The following is a 16,441-nucleotide window of genomic DNA, read 5'->3' as shown; positions in this document are numbered from 1 at the left end:
ATATGCCGAAACCCGCGAAAAACCTGAGTCTCGCCAGGTTTTTTACCAACCCAGGGTTTCTTTCAGGAACGGGATTGTCAGCTTGCGCTGAGCTTGAAGAGAGGCCTGATCGAGGCGTTCAAGCAGCTCGAAAAGCGCACTCATGCTGCGGGTACCACGGGTCAAGATAAAATGCCCGACTTCGTCTGTCAGGTGCAGGCCACGACGGGAAGCACGCAACTGCAAGGCACGCAATTTGTCTTCGTCAGAAAGCGGACGCATCTGGAAGATGAGCGCCAGTGTCAGCCGAGACTTGAGGTCCGCCAGCTTCACCGGTAGTTCGCGCGGGGATGTCGACGCAGCAATCAGCAGACGCCGACCGCTGTCACGCAGACGATTGAACAGATGAAACAGCGCCTCTTCCCAATCCGCCTTGCCGGCGACTGCCTGCAGATCGTCCAGGCAGACCAGTTCGTATTGTTCGAGGTTGTCGAGGATTTCGATGCCGCGATCCAGCAACTCGGCCAACGGCAGGTACACCGCGGGCTCTCCCAACTGCTCGAAGCGCAGGCACGCCGCCTGCAACAAATGCGTGCGCCCTACCCCGTCCTTGCCCCAGAGGTAAATCAGGCTTTCCGTCCAGCCGGCATCGGCTTCGCAGAGCCGCTCGACATAGCCGAGTGCAGCGGCATTGGCGCCTGGGTAGTAATTGATAAAGGTGGCGTCATCACGCAGACGCACACCTAGGGGCAGCTGAATCGGTTTCATGCTGACTGAACAGTTCCAAAGGAACCGTTAGTGGCCTCTGTGTAAAGTTTGCGAAGTTTATACCCGTGAAGCTGACCGCACAATGCGACAGACCACAAGCAAAATCAAAGGTTTGCGTTAGGGGGCGTTCTCAATTGGTTTTCCCGCCGCGCCGTGTCTGCTGTTGTGCAGGGCAAGGCGCGAGAAGCGTGGTTTGGTCATTCCAAATAAGCTTCGAGCAACGCAGCCCTGCACAACAGCAGGCACGGCCCTTCGGGTTGTGCCTTAAAGCGGGCCAGGCTGCGTTGCAGGCCTTGGAAAGGGAACAACCATTTCCAGCGGCCTGCGCCTTGCCTGGCCCGCATTAAGGCGACAACGCGGCGGCCTGTCATGAGCGATCGAAATCCATTACAGCCTAGGCTCGTCGCTACCGCTGTAGATATCCGAATCCTTATACAAATCATGCATGTGGCGCACCAGGACCATGATCACCGCCGCCACCGGCAATGCCAGCAGCACACCGGTAAAACCGAACAGCTCGCCGCCGGCCAGAATCGCAAAGATCACCGCCACCGGGTGCAGGCCGATCCGGTCCCCCACCAGCAACGGCGTCAGAACCATGCCTTCCAGTGCCTGGCCGACCATGAACACCGCGACGATACCGATCATGGGATACAGATCGCCACCGAACTGGAACAGGCCGGCTATCAACGCCGCACCAATCCCGATGACAAACCCCATGTACGGCACGATCGCCGCCAGACCGGCAATCAGACCGATCAACAGTCCCAGCTCCAGCCCTATCATCATCAAGCCCGCGGCGTAAATCACACCCAGCGCCAGCATCACCAGCAACTGTCCGCGCACGAACGCCCCAAGCACTTCATGGCATTCCCCGGCCAGGGTCATGACACGCTCTTCACGATCACGGGGCAGCAGGCTACGGATCTTGGCCATCATCAGGTCCCAGTCACGCAGCAAGTAAAAACTCACCACCGGGATCAACACCAGATTGGCCAGCCAGCCGATCAACGCAAGGCCTGAAGCCGTTGCATGGCTCAGCACCACGCCGACAATGTCGGTGGTCTGCCCCATGTGCTCGCTGATCGCCGCCTTCAGCTTGTCGAACTTCCAGAAGCCCTCGGACAAGCCCAACTTCGATTGTGCCCACGGCAAGGCTGTGTGTTGCAGCCAATCGAGCATCTGCGGCGCCAGCTCATACAAGCGAAACAGCTGCTTGGCGAGCATCGGCACCAATACCAGCAGCAGCGTGGTGAGGATCAACGTGAACAACGCGAACACTGCCACCACGCCCCAGGTCCGCGACAGACCGAACTTCTCCAGCCGATCCACCAGCGGGTCGAACAGATAGGCCAGCAACAGCGCCACCAGGAACGGCGTCAGGATCGGATGCAACAGGTAAACAAACGCGCAAAGCAGGACCACCCCACCGAGCCAGAACCAACGCCGTGTATCGGCCATTTACCACTCCTGCTTCTATATAAAGAAAAAACCTACCAACGAAAACGCAACTGCGGTGTCGGTGCCGGGGCTGGCGCTGTGGTCGGCGCTGAACCGGCAGCTATCGGTTGAACCGGCGTCGCGGGCGCCGGCGTCTGACCGGCCGGGACTTCCTGCAATTTCGCCAGGGACAACTGGGCTCGCAACTGATCGGCGCTGCCGTTGACGCGATAAAGCACGCGGTCGCCATCGACACTCAGCAAACGCGCGCCAAATGGCTCCAGCAAACGCCCGAGCGTTGCATACCGCTCCAGACTCATCCCTTGCACTTCCAGCAATTGCTCGCCGGACGTCCCCGGCTTGGCGACGAAACGCGACGCCAGACGCTCGCTGACCGCCAGCATCACCGCATCGGCCACGGCGGCGGAATCGGCACCCTGCACGCTACCGGCTTCCTTCTGATCGCCCAACCACAGACGCCATTTCGCTTGCCACTGCCCCCCCTCTTCACGGGCATGCACCGCCAGCAAGGCATCGGCATTGTAACGGTCGGACGCACCCTGCAACGGCGCCGGGTCTGCGCTTTCCAGATTCGGTGCAGTGGCGACGATCTGTTCATTCAGGTCCGCCAGCGGCAAGCGCAGCGGCAGGCCACGGTGCTGAGCTGCCCGACGCAGCGGCGCAGCGCTGGCCTGACCATCGCCGACCAGGCTCGAACCTTCGGTGGAATCACTCAACCACCAGCCGAGGATCGACGGCCGATTGGCGCCCCACACGGCCAGCCCGGCACGACGCAAGGCCTGCTCGGTGGTGGCCGGGTCAAAATCGACTTTCAACACCTCCGGCGGCCCGGCGTCATAACCGAACTGACTGATGATCTGCTGAGGGTCTTTACGCACGGCCGCCAGGCCAGGGCTCTGCGCCGCCTTGGGATCGCCGGTCAAACGCAACACCAGCGTTTCCAGCGCCCGCTGAGTCGCCTGATCGCGCTCCTCCGGCGTCTGGCTGCTGACGGGCTCGCGTACTTGATAGAGGCCTTTGACGGTTTCGGCATGGCTGGTCAGGCTGACCACGGATAAACAGCCCACGAACAACAATTTAAGAAAACGCATGAAAGATTCCTGACGACAAGAGCGGCTGGAACAGACCGCATGAAGATGATTGAGCCTGGGCCTGTTGACCACAGACTCAAGCAAAACATTCACCGATCCCGGTAAGTTTTCGCACTGTCATAACGATAGACGGTTAACGTCGATACCTTATACAGCCATGTGGGACGCCACTAACACGGGCAATATCAGTTTTTTTAACGCGATATGCCCCTGCCCGTCGGCACGAGGATGGCCGCTGCCCCTCAAGCCTGATAAAATCGCGCGCCTTCGCAGACCGGCAACAGCCGGGTACTCTGAAATTCGCGTGAGGCAGTCGCCCCATCGATTTCGGCGTCCCCCGCTGGACTCGGTCGTTACCCCTGAATCCCCCCTAAAGGCCTGGATCATGAGCAAGCAACCCTCCCTGAGCTACAAGGACGCCGGTGTAGACATCGACGCCGGTGAAGCATTGGTCGAACGCATCAAGAGCGTCGCCAAGCGCACTGCGCGCCCGGAAGTCATGGGCGGCCTGGGCGGTTTCGGCGCCCTCTGCGAAATCCCGGCCGGTTACAAACAACCGGTGCTGGTCTCGGGCACTGACGGCGTCGGTACCAAGCTGCGCCTGGCGCTGAACCTGAACAAACACGACAGCATCGGCATCGACCTGGTGGCCATGTGCGTGAACGACCTGGTGGTGTGCGGCGCCGAGCCGCTGTTCTTCCTCGACTACTACGCCACCGGCAAACTGAACGTCGACACCGCCGCTCAGGTTGTGACCGGTATCGGCGCCGGCTGCGAACTGTCCGGTTGCTCCCTGGTCGGCGGCGAAACCGCTGAAATGCCTGGCATGTACGAAGGCGAAGACTACGACCTGGCCGGTTTCTGCGTCGGTGTCGTGGAAAAATCCGAAATCATCGACGGCTCGAAAGTCGCTGCCGGCGACGCCCTGCTCGCCCTGCCGTCTTCCGGCCCGCACTCCAACGGCTACTCGCTGATCCGCAAGATCATCGAAGTATCGGGTTCCGATATCGAGAGCATCCAGCTCGACGGCAAACCGCTGACCGACCTGCTGATGGCTCCGACCCGCATCTACGTGAAGCCGCTGCTCAAGCTGATCAAGGACACCGGCGCCGTCAAAGCCATGGCCCACATCACCGGTGGCGGCCTGCTGGACAACATCCCGCGCGTGCTGCCAAAAGGCGCTCAAGCGGTGGTTGACGTTGCGAGCTGGACCCGCCCGGCGGTGTTCGACTGGCTGCAAGAGAAAGGCAACGTCGACGAAACCGAGATGCACCGCGTGCTGAACTGCGGCGTCGGCATGGTTATCTGCGTGGCTCAGGAGCACGTTGAAACCGCGCTGAACGTCCTGCGTGAAGCTGGCGAGCAGCCATGGGTCATCGGTCAGATCGCCACCGCTGCCGAAGGCGCGGCCCAGGTCGAACTGAAGAACCTCAAGGCTCATTAATGTCCCAGACCTGTGATGTGGTGGTGCTGCTGTCCGGCACCGGCAGTAACTTGCAGGCCTTGATCGACAGCACGCGGACCGGCGACAGCCCGGCCCGCATCGCTGCGGTGATTTCCAACCGCGCCGACGCCTACGGCCTGCAACGCGCCAGGGACGCGGGTATCGATACCCGCACCCTGGATCACAAGGCTTTCGAAGGTCGCGAGGCCTTCGATGCCGCGCTGATCGAACAGATCGACGCCTTCAACCCCAAACTCGTGGTACTGGCCGGCTTCATGCGCATTCTCAGCGCTGGCTTCGTGCGCCACTACGCGGGTCGCCTGCTCAATATCCATCCCTCGCTGCTACCCAAATACAAAGGGTTACACACTCATCAGCGCGCGCTGGAGGCCGGCGACACGGAACACGGCTGCTCCGTGCACTTCGTCACCGAGGAACTCGATGGCGGACCACTGGTCGTACAGGCAGTAATACCGGTAGAGTTGCACGATTCGCCGCAGAGTCTGGCGCAGCGAGTCCATACCCAGGAACACCTGATCTACCCGATGGCCGTACGCTGGTTTGCCGAAGGTCGTTTATCACTCGGCGAACAAGGTGCTTTACTGGATGGGCAGTTACTCGCGGCCAGCGGCCACTTGATTCGAACCTAGGAGATTTTATGCGTCGTGCCCTGCTCTTCGCTTGCGCTCTGCTCGCCCTGCCGTTTGCGCAGGCCGCAGACCTTCAACCCTTCTCCGCCAGCTACACCGCCGATTGGAAACAGCTGCCCATGAGCGGCACCGCCGAGCGCAGCCTGACCAAGCAAGCCAATGGCGCCTGGAAGCTCAGCTTCAAGGCCTCGATGATGATCGCCAGCCTGACCGAAGAAAGCACCCTGACCCTGGACAAGGACACGTTGCTGCCGCAGTCCTACCACTTCGAACGTGGTGGCCTGGGCAAAGCGAAGAAGGCTGACCTGGATTTCGACTGGACCAACAAGATGGTCACCGGCATTGATCGCGGTGACGCCGTCAAGCTTCCGCTCAACCGCGGCATGGTCGACAAGTCCACCTACCAACTGGCACTGCAGCATGACGTGGCCGCCGGCAAGAAAAGCATGAGCTATCAGGTCGTCGATGCCGGCGAAGTCGATACCTATGACTTCCGCGTGCTGGGTTCGGAGAAAGTCGACACCAAGGCTGGCCAGATCGATGCGATCAAGGTCGAGCGCGTGCGCGATCCGACACAAAGCAAGCGCATCACCGTGCTGTGGTTCGCCAAGGATTGGGATTACCTGCTGGTCCGTCTGCAACAGGTCGAAACCGACGGCAAGGAGTACAACATCATGCTCCTCGACGGTACGGTCAACGGCAAGACGGTCAAAGGCAGCTGATCCGGACCGACATGAAAGCCCCGCAAACGCGGGGCTTTTTTTCGTCTGGTGTTTCGTTGGGAGGGAGCGATCAGCGCACAGTAAAACGTTGCTGGGCCAGTAGACGATCACCCTGGAACACCATGAAACGCCAAAGGGATCAAAAAGTGGAACGCCCGACTTGAGGAATACTCTATAAATTCAGGGTCTTTTTTGATCGAATGACTTTTCCTGATCCCTGCGAGGTTTCCCATGACTGTTACCGTCAATACTGTCTCCGCCGAAGGTTTTCGTCACAGCGTCCAGATCGATGACCATGAACTGTTTGCCGATGTCCCCAAGTCCAGTGGTGGTGAAGGCACCGCACCTGAGCCCCATGACTATTTCGACGCGGCCCTCGGCGCCTGCAAGGCCCTGACCCTGAAACTGTATGCGAAGAAGAAGGGCATTCCACTGACCGGCGTCGGGGTCGAGGTCAAGCGCGACAACAGTGAAGAGCAGAAAGGCAAATATGCCCTGCACGTCAAACTCACGCTCAAGGGCGTACTCACCGATGCCCAGCGCGACGAGCTGCACCGCGTGGCCGACCGCTGCCCGGTACACAAGCTGATGACCACCTCTGAAGTCAGTATCGAAACTCACCTGTCCGAAGGCGCCTTCAGCCAATAGCGGCAACGGCTGCGCAAGCGGGTTATGCTCCCTGCGTCACCCGCTCAGCCTGGAATGCACCATGAACACTCCGCTCGTGATCCGCCCCCGCGCCGAAGATGTCGAGGGCCAACCGATTTTTCGCCCATTGCCGTCGGCCAAATGTCGCAGCGTCGGGCCTTTCGTATTTTTCGACCACATGCTCGAAACCCGTTATCCACCGGGCAAAGGCATGAACATCCGTCAGCATCCGCATATTGGCCTGTCCACCCTCACCTACCTGTTCGAAGGACAAATCCAGCACAAGGACAGCCTCGGTTCCGATCAGGTGGTCAATGCCGGCGATGTCAGCTGGATGACCGCCGGCAGTGCGATTGCCCACGTCGAACGCACGCCCGAAGCATTGAAGAACAGTGGCGGTACGATGCACGGCTTACAGATCTGGCTGGCTTCGCCCAAGGACCGTGAGCACGGTCCAGGACACTACAGCCACCATCCAGCAGCCACGCTGCCCGTCAGCGAAAACCTTGGCGTGAAGATACGAATGATCGCCGGGAAGGGCTTTTGCCTTGAATCACCGGTCCCGGTGCTTTCGCCTACGCTGTATGCCGAATTGAACCTGCAAACGGCGACCACGCTGCTGATTCCCACCGAGCATGAAGAACGGGCGCTGTATGTGTTAAGTGGCGAGGCGCAGCTTGATGGCGAGTTGCTGGAGCCCTACACGCTAGTGGTGCTGCCGGCCGGGGAAGAAATGACACTGTTCGCCGAGAGCGACTGCCATGCCGTGCTGTTTGGCGGAGCGCCACTGGACGGGCCACGACGGATCAACTGGAATTTCGTGGCCAGCGATCCGGCATTGATCGATGAAGCACGTCGGCGCTGGGCGGCCGGGGATTGGCCGACAGTGCCGGGGGAAAGTGAGCGGATCGAACTGCCGTAGTGTCTGCATCGCCTGTCAATCCGTCATCGCGGGCAAGCCCGCTCCCACAGTTGACCGGGTCGTTCACAAAAATTGCATACGGCACAACTCCCTGTGGGAGCGGGCTTGCCCGCGAAGAGGCCCTGTCAGACAACGAGCCAGTCAGCGCCTGAAAACACATCTACCCTTGAACACTTCATCCTGCAGATTGTGCATCGACGTGAACGCGCGAGCCGCGGCTTTCGCGTCGCGCATCATTCACCGATGCACCACCACCGCCTCGCCCTGCCCCCAGAATGAAAAAACCCGCCGAAGCGGGTTTTTATACAACGCGGTTAAACCGACAGTTCAACCAACAGCTTGTTCAGCCGGCGCACATAAGCGGCCGGGTCTTTCAAGCTGTCGCCGGCTGCCAGGGCCGCCTGATCGAACAGGATGTGCGACAGGTCGCCGAAGCGCTCGTCGCTCTGCTCGTTGTCGAGCTTCTCGATCAGCGGGTGAGCCGGGTTGAATTCGAAGATCGGCTTCGAATCCGGAACCTTCTGACCGCTGGCTTCCAGGATCTGACGCATTTGCAGGCCCAGGTCCTGTTCGCCGATGGCCAGAATCGCCGGGGAATCGGTCAGACGGTGGGAAACCCGCACTTCAGCAACGGATTCACCCAAAGCAGTCTTGAGACGCTCAACCAGGCCTTCTTTGGACTTGGCGACTTCTTCCGCGGCTTTCTTGTCTTCTTCCGAATCCAGGTTGCCGAGGTCCAGGTCACCGCGTGCCACGTCGACAAAGCTCTTGCCGTCGAAGTCGTTGAGGTAGCTCATCAGCCACTCGTCGATACGGTCGGTCAGCAGCAGCACTTCGATGCCTTTCTTGCGGAAGACTTCCAGGTGCGGGCTGTTTTTGACTTGCGCGTAGGTTTCGCCGGTCAGGTAGTAGATCTTGTCCTGACCTTCCTTGGCGCGAGCCAGGTAGTCAGCCAAACCTACAACCTGTTCGCCATCGTCGCCCTGAGTGGAGGCAAAACGCAGCAGGCCGGCAATTTTTTCTTTGTTGGCGAAGTCTTCTGCCGGGCCTTCTTTCATGACCTGACCGAAGTTCTTCCAGAAGCCTTTGTATTGCTCAGGCTCGTTCTTCGCCAGTTTTTCCAGCATATCCAGAACGCGCTTGGTCAGCGCCGACTTCATGGAGTCGATGATCGGGTCTTTCTGCAGGATTTCCCGCGACACGTTCAGCGACAGGTCGTTGGAGTCGACCACGCCTTTGATGAAGCGCAGGTACAGCGGCAGGAACGACTCAGCCTGATCCATGACGAACACGCGCTGCACGTACAGCTTCAGGCCTTTCGGCGCTTCACGCTGGTACAGATCGAACGGAGCACGGGTCGGCACATAAAGCAGCGAGGTGTACTCGAGCTTGCCTTCGACCTTGTTGTGGCTCCAGCTCAGCGGGTTCTCGAAATCGTGAGCGACGTGTTTGTAGAACTCCTGGTATTCCTCGTCCTTCACTTCAGTGCGAGGACGAGTCCACAAGGCGCTGGCGCGGTTGACGGTTTCCCACTCAACGGCTGGCTTCTCTTCACCTTCAGCGGCGGCCACTTCTTTCGGCAACTCGATCGGCAAAGCGATGTGGTCGGAGTACTTCTTGATGATGTTGCGCAGACGCCAGCCATCGGCGAATTCGTCTTCACCGGACTTCAGGTGCAGAACGATGCGGGTGCCGCGATCAGCTTTCTCGACGGTGGCGATTTCAAATTCGCCTTCGCCCTTGGACGACCAATGCACGCCTTCGCCAGCAGCGAGGCCGGCACGGCGGCTGAATACGTCAACTTTATCGGCGACGATGAACGCCGAGTAGAAACCGACACCGAACTGACCGATCAGGTGCGAGTCTTTTTTCTGATCGCCAGACAGGTGCTTCATGAAATCGGCGGTGCCGGACTTGGCGATGGTGCCCAGGTGAGTGACCGCATCTTCACGGCTCATGCCGATGCCGTTGTCTTCGAGGGTGACGGTTTTAGCGTCCTTGTCGAAGCTCACACGGATTTTCAGTTCAGCGCCGCCTTCCAGCAATTCAGGCTTGGCCAGCGCTTCAAAACGTAATTTATCGACAGCGTCAGAGGCGTTCGAGATCAATTCGCGAAGGAAGATTTCCTTGTTGGAATACAGCGAATGGATCATGAGGTGCAGCAGCTGCTTCACCTCGGTCTGGAAGCCCAGGGTTTCCTTTTGAGTTTCCACACTCATGGTCATCAAACTCCAATCAGATGGCAGTGGCCGCGACCTTGAGGGTCGGCGGCGGGTTGTCCTCAGAGTTGGGGGCTGAGATCAGGATTTCAAGGGCTCTTCGATTTTGAAGTGGGCCCGGGCCGTGGCAATGGGCTCCGCTTCGGTACTTTGCCAGGCGGTAATCGCTACGTTTGCCACCCGCCGCCCCTGCCGGCAAACCTGGCATCGGGCCCAGGTATCGCGAAACTGCCCCGCGCGCAGGTAATCGAGGGAAAAGTCGATAATCTTCGGCACACCGGGCGAGCCGGTGCAAATCAGCAGGTGCAATGCTGCCGAGAGCTCCATGAACCCGGCGATCACCCCGCCATGAATCGCCGGCAGTAAAGGGTTACCAATGTTGTCCTTGTTGGCCGGAAGACGAAACAGCAACTCATCTCCTACCCGCGAGCATTCGACGCCGATCAGCTTGGCGTAAGGAATCAGGTGTAGCAGCGAGGCGTAGTCCCCCTGCGCATGAGCCTGTTGAAGTTGCTCCTTGAACGTGCCGGTCATTTCGCACCTCCAGCGATGACACCACCAAAACCTTTGGTGCCTTTGACGCCCTTGCCCATGCGCATGAAGGTCCCTACCACATGGGCAATGGGCTGTTCGGGGTCGTCCTGATAAGCAAAACCACGCGCGAAAATCACGTCGGTGGTTACTCGGTAACATTGGGCGAAGCCGTAAACGTCCTTGTGTGGCTCGGCGGCGTGCATGTAGTCGATGCGCAGGTCGAGCGTCGGACAGACTTCGAACTCGGGCAGCACACAGAGCGTGGCCATGCCGCAGGCGGTGTCCATCAGCGAGGTCAGCGCACCGCCATGAATCACCCCGGTTTGCGGGTTGCCGACGATCTGCGGGCTGTACGGCAAAATCACCGTCAACCCTTCATCGCTGGCGCTGTGGACGCGCATGCCAAGCACCTGACAATGCCGCAATGCCGAGAGGAATCGCGTCGCACGCTCAAAAACGGGGTTTTCAGCCATTTGATAAAACTCTTTTTAGTGTCCGGGCAAAGTAGCGGGCTAACGGGCAAAAGTTCCATGACAAAACAAACTTATATATCTGTGTGATTTGAGGAACTTAACCCTGATTGCTGTGCTCGAAAGGCCAGTAAATATTTTCCACCAGGAGAAACACCCATGCGTAAGACTTTAGCTATTGCCTTGATGTTGACCGCTTCCCTCGGTCTCGCCGCCTGCGATAAAAAATCCGAGGACAAAGCTCAAGATGCTAACCAACATGCAGAGCAAGCTCAGGAAAAAATGAGCGAAGCTCAGGATAAAGTGAACGACGCAGCGAAAGAAAACGCTGAAGCTGCCAAAGCTCAGGCCGAATCGAACGAAGCAGCAGCAAAAGAAGCCGCGCCAGCAGCACCTAAAAACTAAAAGCGTTTTTAGTGATAAAAGAAAACCCGCCAAGTGCGGGTTTTCTTTTATCTGAAATCTTGTTCGAATCGTGGCCTTAGAGCAAAACAGTCCTAAAAGTCGGACTAATCATCAGCAACAACGAAGACACTAATCCAACGAGCCACACCAGACTGCGCTGCCAGGCCAGATCAACCCAATAACACAGCAAATAGATAACCCGCGCGATCACGAAAATGATCGCCAGCGCATCGATCAGCCATCCCGCCGTTTGCGTGGTATGCGCCATCAACACCCCTACGGCAAACAGAATGAACGCCTCGATACTGTTCTGATGGGCCGCCAATGCCCGGGCGCCGAAACCGGTAAGTTGCGCCTGTTGTTGCCGTGGCAGGTGATTGTTGTAACCGCCCTGCTCTTTCATGGCCTTGGCCACTGGAATGCGAGCCACGTAAATCAACAAGGCGCTGATAAACACACACCAGAACGGAATACTCATCAAGCCGCCTCCTTGTTCAGCTCAGGCAATGGCGCCTCTGTTGGGGTATAGACCATCACGTCAAGAACGTCGGAGTGAAATTCGCGGCGATACAACACAAACACGACACCGGCGCTCATCAACATGAACAACCAGGGGCTGACAAACCACGCCAGCATGGTCATGCCGAAGTAATAGGAACGCAGACCGAAGTTGAACTGGTTGGCCGCCATGGAGATGACACGGGCGGCTCGGGACGCAAAGGCTTTACGCTCTTGCTCGGACACATGCCGCTCACCGATCATCGGTGCCGAGCCCACAAGGATGGCTGCAAAGTTGTACTGACGCATGCACCAGCTGAACGTAAAGAACGCATAGACAAACACCAGCGCCAGGCACAACAACTTGATCTCCGACATGCCTTGGGAAGCCTGTTGCACCATCGGGATATCCGCCAGCAACGATACAGCCCTTTCGGATGCACCCAATACCGTGAGAATACCGGCCAGGATAATCAACGTACTGGAAGCAAAGAATGAGGCGTTGCGCTCCAGGTTGCCGATCACACTGGCATCGGCAATACGGTTGTCGCGCAACAACATGCGGCGCATCCAGTCTTCGCGATACAGGTGCAGCACGCTGGCCAGGCATGCGGTATCACGGCCCTTCCATGTCGCGTAACGGGTGTAGCCACCCCAGCAGACGACAAACCAGAGCGCGGCGAGGATGTGGATCAGATTGGCGTGGACGAACGACATGCAGTTCCTTGTGATGTGTGGATGATGAAACCTGCGGATAGTGCTTCGACGTTAGCCCAAGTAAAAAGACACTGCATCACGCGCATAAAAAATGCCCCGTATCGATTGATACGGGGCATTTCCATTTGCACCTCAAACCCGCTTGTGGCGGACCATGAAGCGGCTTAAGCCAGTGCTTCTTCGCGCTTGCCCAGCAGCCGATCGCAGACCACGGCGACCACCAGGGTCATGACCGACGGCACCAGCCACGCCAGGCCCTGCTCGCTCAGCGGCAGGTGAGCCAGTTGAGCCGGCATCCAGTCAGCCAGACCGGCGCCCTTGAGCGCATCGATCATGCCGAAGATGAACGAGACCAGCATCACCGGACCGACGATACGGCCCTGCTCATGCCAGAAGTCCTTGCAGAAGCTCAGGGCTACCAAGGCGATGCATGGCGGGTAGATGGCGGTCAGCACCGGGATCGAGAACGCGATCAGCTTGGTGAGGCCCAGGTTGGACACCAGCAGGGAAAACGCGGCCAGGATGATTACCAGTGTCTTGTAGGACAGTGGCAGCACACGACTGAAGTATTCGGCACAGGCACAGGTCAGGCCGACCGCTGTCACCAGACAAGCCAGGGAGATCAGCACCGCCAGGAAACCACTGCCGAGCGAACCGAAGGTGTGCTGCACATAGGCATGCAATACCGCCGCGCCATTGGTAGCGCCGACGGCTACTTCATGGCTGCCCGAACCGAGTCGGAACAGACTGACGTAAACCAGCGCCAGACCCACGCCGGCAATCAGCCCGGCGATGATCGCGTAACGGGTGATCAACGCTGGCGATTCCACGCCTCGGGAGCGGATCGCATTGACGATGACAATGCCGAAGACCAGCGCCCCCAGGGTATCCATGGTCAGGTAACCATTGATGAAGCCCTGGGAAAACGGTGCCGCTACGTATTCAGGGGTGGCCACGCCGATATCACCGGCCGGCAACGCGAACGCAGCGATGCCGAGAACGGCCAGGGCGATGATTTTCAGCGGCGCGAGGAAACGTCCTACGGTATCCAGCAGACGGCCCGGGTAGAGCGAAATGAAGAACACCAGCAGGAAGTACACCGAGCTGTAGAGAAACAGCGCCAGGGGGCTCTCGCCGGTCAACGGCGCCAAACCCACTTCGAACGACACGGTCGCGGTGCGCGGTGTTGCGAACAACGGGCCGACCGCGAGGTAACACGCCGCTGCCAGCAGGCCGCCGGCAATCTTGCCGATCGGGCTGCTCAAGGCATCCATTGCACCACCGACCTTGGCCAGGGCGACAACGGTGATCACCGGCAGACCGACTGCAGTGATCAGGAAACCCAGCGCCGCCATCCAGACATTAGGCCCGGACTGTAAGCCGACGATAGGCGGGAAGATGATGTTGCCTGCCCCGACGAACAGGGCAAATGTCATGAAGCCCAGTGCCAGGATGTCCTGGCCTTTCAACACTTTCATTAAGGAAATACCACACTACTGAATCGGAATTTAGAGAGGGATTTCCCTTATGGGTGAGGGAAATGCTGTCGATCCGTATAGGACCGACCCGTTTAGCGCGCCGCTGCCTTGTGGGCCGCAGACGCAAAAATGGCCGCTAGCGTAACGAATTTGCCTGTCAAACGCACTATTACAGGGCGAACTATCCGATACGCGACATTTCAATGTCGCGTTTACATACCTAATTTTCACAACCGCCCTGCGGCAAGGGAGCAAGCTCCCTCGCCACAATAAGCGCTGCGAATATCTCAAACCCCGGAAATGACAAAGGCCACCCGAAGGTGGCCTTTGTCTGGTGAAGCGTCAGTTAAGCGCGAGGCTTACTTGACAGCCCAACCGGTCAGCTCGGCCAGGGCCTTGCCGATGTCTGCCAGCGAACGCACGGTTTTCACGCCTGCGTCTTGCAGAGCAGCGAATTTCTCGTCTGCAGTGCCTTTGCCGCCAGAGATGATTGCGCCAGCATGGCCCATGCGCTTGCCCGGAGGAGCAGTCACACCAGCGATGTAGGAAACAACCGGCTTGGTCACGTGCGCCTTGATGTAGGCAGCCGCTTCTTCTTCAGCCGAACCGCCGATCTCGCCGATCATCACGATCGCTTCGGTCTTCGGGTCTTCCTGGAACAGTTTCAGGATGTCGATGAAGTTCGAACCCGGGATCGGGTCACCACCGATGCCGACGCAAGTCGACTGACCGAAACCGGCGTCAGTAGTCTGCTTCACAGCTTCGTAGGTCAGGGTGCCGGAACGGGAAACGATACCGACCTTGCCTGGCAAGTGAATGTGACCTGGCATGATGCCGATCTTGCATTCGCCTGGAGTGATCACGCCTGGGCAGTTAGGACCGATCAGGACTACGCCCAGTTCGTCGCACTTGACCTTGGCATCCAGCATGTCCAGGGTAGGAATGCCTTCAGTGATGCAAACGATCAGCTTGATGCCGCCGAAAGCTGCTTCCAGGATGGAGTCCTTGCAGAAAGGAGCTGGAACGTAGATCACGCTGGCGGTGGCGCCAGTGGCAGCTACAGCGTCTTTCACGGTGTTGAACACTGGCAGGCCCAGGTGCTCGGTGCCGCCTTTGCCCGGAGTTACACCACCAACCATCTTGGTGCCGTACTCGATGGCTTGCTGGGTGTGGAAACTACCTTGCGAACCGGTAATACCCTGGCAGATAACTTTGGTGTCTTTATTGATCAGGACGCTCATTATTTGCCCTCCGCAGCTTTGACAACTTGTTGAGCAGCGTCGGTCAGGCTGGTAGCAGCGATGATGTTCAAACCGCTTTCTGCCAGTACTTTAGCGCCCAGCTCAGCGTTGTTGCCTTCAAGGCGAACAACAACCGGGATTTTCACGCCGACTTCTTTCACAGCGCCAATGATGCCTTCGGCAATCATGTCGCAACGAACGATGCCGCCGAAGATGTTGACCAGTACTGCAGCGACGTTAGTGTCGGACAGGATGATCTTGAACGCTTCGGTTACGCGTTCTTTGGTAGCACCGCCGCCCACGTCGAGGAAGTTGGCTGGTTTGCCGCCATGCAGGTTGACGATGTCCATGGTACCCATGGCCAGGCCAGCACCGTTGACCATGCAACCGATGTTGCCTTCCAGTGCTACGTAGTTCAGTTCGAACTTGGCAGCGTGCGCTTCGCGCGGATCGTCTTGCGACGGATCGTGGAAAGTCTTCAGCTTAGGCTGACGGTACATGGCGTTGGCGTCGATGTTGATCTTGGCGTCGAGGCAATGCAGATCGCCGTCAGCCTTGATCACCAGCGGGTTCACTTCCAGCAGAGCCAGGTCGTGATCCTTGAACAGCTTGGCCAGACCTACGAAGATCTTGGCGAACTGAGCAACTTGCTTGCCTTCCAGGCCCAGCTGGAACGCCAGCTCGCGACCCTGGAATGGCTGAGCGCCAACCAGTGGATCGATAGTGGCTTTCAGAATTTTTTCTGGAGTGTCGTGAGCGATTTTCTCGATGTCCACGCCACCTTCGGTGGAGGCCATGAACACGATGCGACGGCTCGAACGGTCAACGACAGCGCCCAGGTACAGCTCTTTAGCGATATCAGTGCACGATTCAACCAGGATCTTGGTGACTGGCTGACCATTGGCGTCAGTCTGGTAAGTCACCAGACGCTTGCCCAGCCACTGCTGTGCGAATGCCTTAGCGTCTTCTTTGCTGCGAACCAGCTTTACGCCGCCCGCTTTACCGCGACCACCGGCGTGAACCTGGGCTTTGACAACCCATTCGCTGCCGCCGATTTTGTCGCAAGCTTCTGCTGCTGCTTCCGGGGTGTCTACCGCGTAACCGGTGGATACTGGCAGGCCGTACTCAGCGAACAGCTGCTTACCCTGATACTCGTGAAGATTCATGCTTATTACCGTCTTCGTTAGGTACTGC

At 58.5% G+C, this 16,441-nt stretch carries 17 protein-coding genes; 6 read left to right on the top strand and 11 right to left on the bottom strand.

The window, feature by feature from the left end; translation table 11 throughout:
* Positions 1-42: 42 nt before the first annotated feature.
* The 3 genes from hda to PSH64_RS08235 all read right to left on the bottom strand — a co-directional run bounded on the left by hda (position 43) and on the right by PSH64_RS08235 (position 3,299).
* On the bottom strand, positions 43-747 hold the full coding sequence (gene hda, locus PSH64_RS08245) for a DnaA regulatory inactivator Hda (RefSeq protein WP_007898944.1): 705 nt from the start codon (positions 745-747) through the stop codon (positions 43-45).
* 387 nt (positions 748-1,134) lie between these two features.
* On the bottom strand, positions 1,135-2,208 hold the full coding sequence (locus tag PSH64_RS08240; protein ID WP_305480415.1) for an AI-2E family transporter: 1,074 nt from the start codon (positions 2,206-2,208) through the stop codon (positions 1,135-1,137).
* A 32-nt stretch (positions 2,209-2,240) separates the two neighbouring features.
* A complete protein-coding gene (locus PSH64_RS08235; RefSeq protein WP_105339780.1) occupies positions 2,241-3,299 on the bottom strand; it encodes a DUF2066 domain-containing protein in 1,059 nt (352 codons plus the stop codon).
* 385 nt (positions 3,300-3,684) lie between these two features.
* On the opposite strand from PSH64_RS08235, the gene purM reads away from it, so the two are divergent.
* From purM to PSH64_RS08210, 5 genes are all read left to right on the top strand, one after another.
* Entirely contained in the window at positions 3,685-4,743 is a 1,059-nt protein-coding gene (gene purM / locus PSH64_RS08230; RefSeq protein ID WP_105339781.1) for a phosphoribosylformylglycinamidine cyclo-ligase, read from the top strand.
* Positions 4,743-5,393, top strand: coding sequence for a phosphoribosylglycinamide formyltransferase (purN, locus tag PSH64_RS08225; protein ID WP_105339782.1), 651 nt, complete (start codon positions 4,743-4,745; stop codon positions 5,391-5,393). Before purM ends, purN begins: the two co-directional genes overlap by 1 nt.
* Before the next feature lie 8 nt (positions 5,394-5,401).
* Positions 5,402-6,115 (top strand): DUF3108 domain-containing protein, encoded by a 714-nt coding sequence (locus tag PSH64_RS08220; protein WP_105339783.1) that lies wholly within the window; start codon positions 5,402-5,404, stop codon positions 6,113-6,115.
* Between the two features lie 231 nt (positions 6,116-6,346).
* Entirely contained in the window at positions 6,347-6,763 is a 417-nt protein-coding gene (locus PSH64_RS08215; RefSeq protein ID WP_007936063.1) for an OsmC family protein, read from the top strand.
* Positions 6,764-6,824: 61 nt separating this feature from the next.
* Positions 6,825-7,685, top strand: coding sequence for a pirin family protein (locus PSH64_RS08210; RefSeq protein ID WP_305480414.1), 861 nt, complete (start codon positions 6,825-6,827; stop codon positions 7,683-7,685).
* A 314-nt stretch (positions 7,686-7,999) separates the two neighbouring features.
* On the opposite strand, the gene htpG is transcribed toward PSH64_RS08210, so the two are convergent.
* The 3 genes from htpG to PSH64_RS08195 all read right to left on the bottom strand — a co-directional run bounded on the left by htpG (position 8,000) and on the right by PSH64_RS08195 (position 10,911).
* Positions 8,000-9,904: a molecular chaperone HtpG gene (gene htpG, locus PSH64_RS08205; protein ID WP_305480413.1), complete on the bottom strand. Its 1,905-nt coding sequence runs from the start codon at positions 9,902-9,904 to the stop codon at positions 8,000-8,002.
* Positions 9,905-9,985: 81 nt separating this feature from the next.
* The gene (locus PSH64_RS08200; protein ID WP_105339786.1) at positions 9,986-10,438 is read right to left on the bottom strand and encodes a PaaI family thioesterase; all 453 of its coding nucleotides are present in this window, start codon (positions 10,436-10,438) and stop codon (positions 9,986-9,988) included.
* Complete coding sequence (locus tag PSH64_RS08195; protein WP_105339787.1) at positions 10,435-10,911, bottom strand: PaaI family thioesterase; 477 nt, start codon at positions 10,909-10,911, stop codon at positions 10,435-10,437. The genes PSH64_RS08200 and PSH64_RS08195 overlap by 4 nt, the downstream gene beginning before the upstream one ends.
* Positions 10,912-11,067: 156 nt before the next feature.
* Between PSH64_RS08195 and PSH64_RS08190 the strand changes: the two genes are divergently transcribed.
* The gene (locus tag PSH64_RS08190; RefSeq protein ID WP_105339788.1) at positions 11,068-11,313 is read left to right on the top strand and encodes a hypothetical protein; all 246 of its coding nucleotides are present in this window, start codon (positions 11,068-11,070) and stop codon (positions 11,311-11,313) included.
* A 76-nt stretch (positions 11,314-11,389) separates the two neighbouring features.
* Here PSH64_RS08190 and PSH64_RS08185 read toward each other — a convergent pair whose 3' ends face one another.
* The 5 genes from PSH64_RS08185 to sucC form a co-directional block, all read right to left on the bottom strand.
* Positions 11,390-11,791, bottom strand: coding sequence for an MAPEG family protein (locus PSH64_RS08185; protein ID WP_105339789.1), 402 nt, complete (start codon positions 11,789-11,791; stop codon positions 11,390-11,392).
* Positions 11,791-12,528 carry a DUF599 domain-containing protein gene (locus PSH64_RS08180; protein ID WP_105339790.1) on the bottom strand — a complete coding sequence of 246 codons (738 nt, stop codon included), beginning with the start codon at positions 12,526-12,528 and terminating at the stop codon, positions 11,791-11,793. The genes PSH64_RS08185 and PSH64_RS08180 overlap by 1 nt, the downstream gene beginning before the upstream one ends.
* 164 nt (positions 12,529-12,692) lie before the next feature.
* Positions 12,693-14,006, bottom strand: coding sequence for a branched-chain amino acid transport system II carrier protein (gene brnQ / locus PSH64_RS08175; RefSeq protein WP_105339791.1), 1,314 nt, complete (start codon positions 14,004-14,006; stop codon positions 12,693-12,695).
* A 359-nt stretch (positions 14,007-14,365) separates the two neighbouring features.
* Entirely contained in the window at positions 14,366-15,247 is an 882-nt protein-coding gene (sucD, locus tag PSH64_RS08170) for a succinate--CoA ligase subunit alpha (RefSeq protein ID WP_007919877.1), read from the bottom strand.
* A complete protein-coding gene (gene sucC, locus PSH64_RS08165) occupies positions 15,247-16,413 on the bottom strand; it encodes an ADP-forming succinate--CoA ligase subunit beta (RefSeq protein WP_007919879.1) in 1,167 nt (388 codons plus the stop codon). The genes sucD and sucC overlap by 1 nt, the downstream gene beginning before the upstream one ends.
* Positions 16,414-16,441: the final 28 nt, after the last annotated feature.

The organism is Pseudomonas sp. FP1742 (genome assembly GCF_030687145.1).
GTDB classification, from domain to species: domain Bacteria; phylum Pseudomonadota; class Gammaproteobacteria; order Pseudomonadales; family Pseudomonadaceae; genus Aquipseudomonas; species Aquipseudomonas frederiksbergensis_D.
Note: the sequence above shows the minus strand (reverse complement) of the source record. Positions and strands in the feature narration are given on the sequence as shown.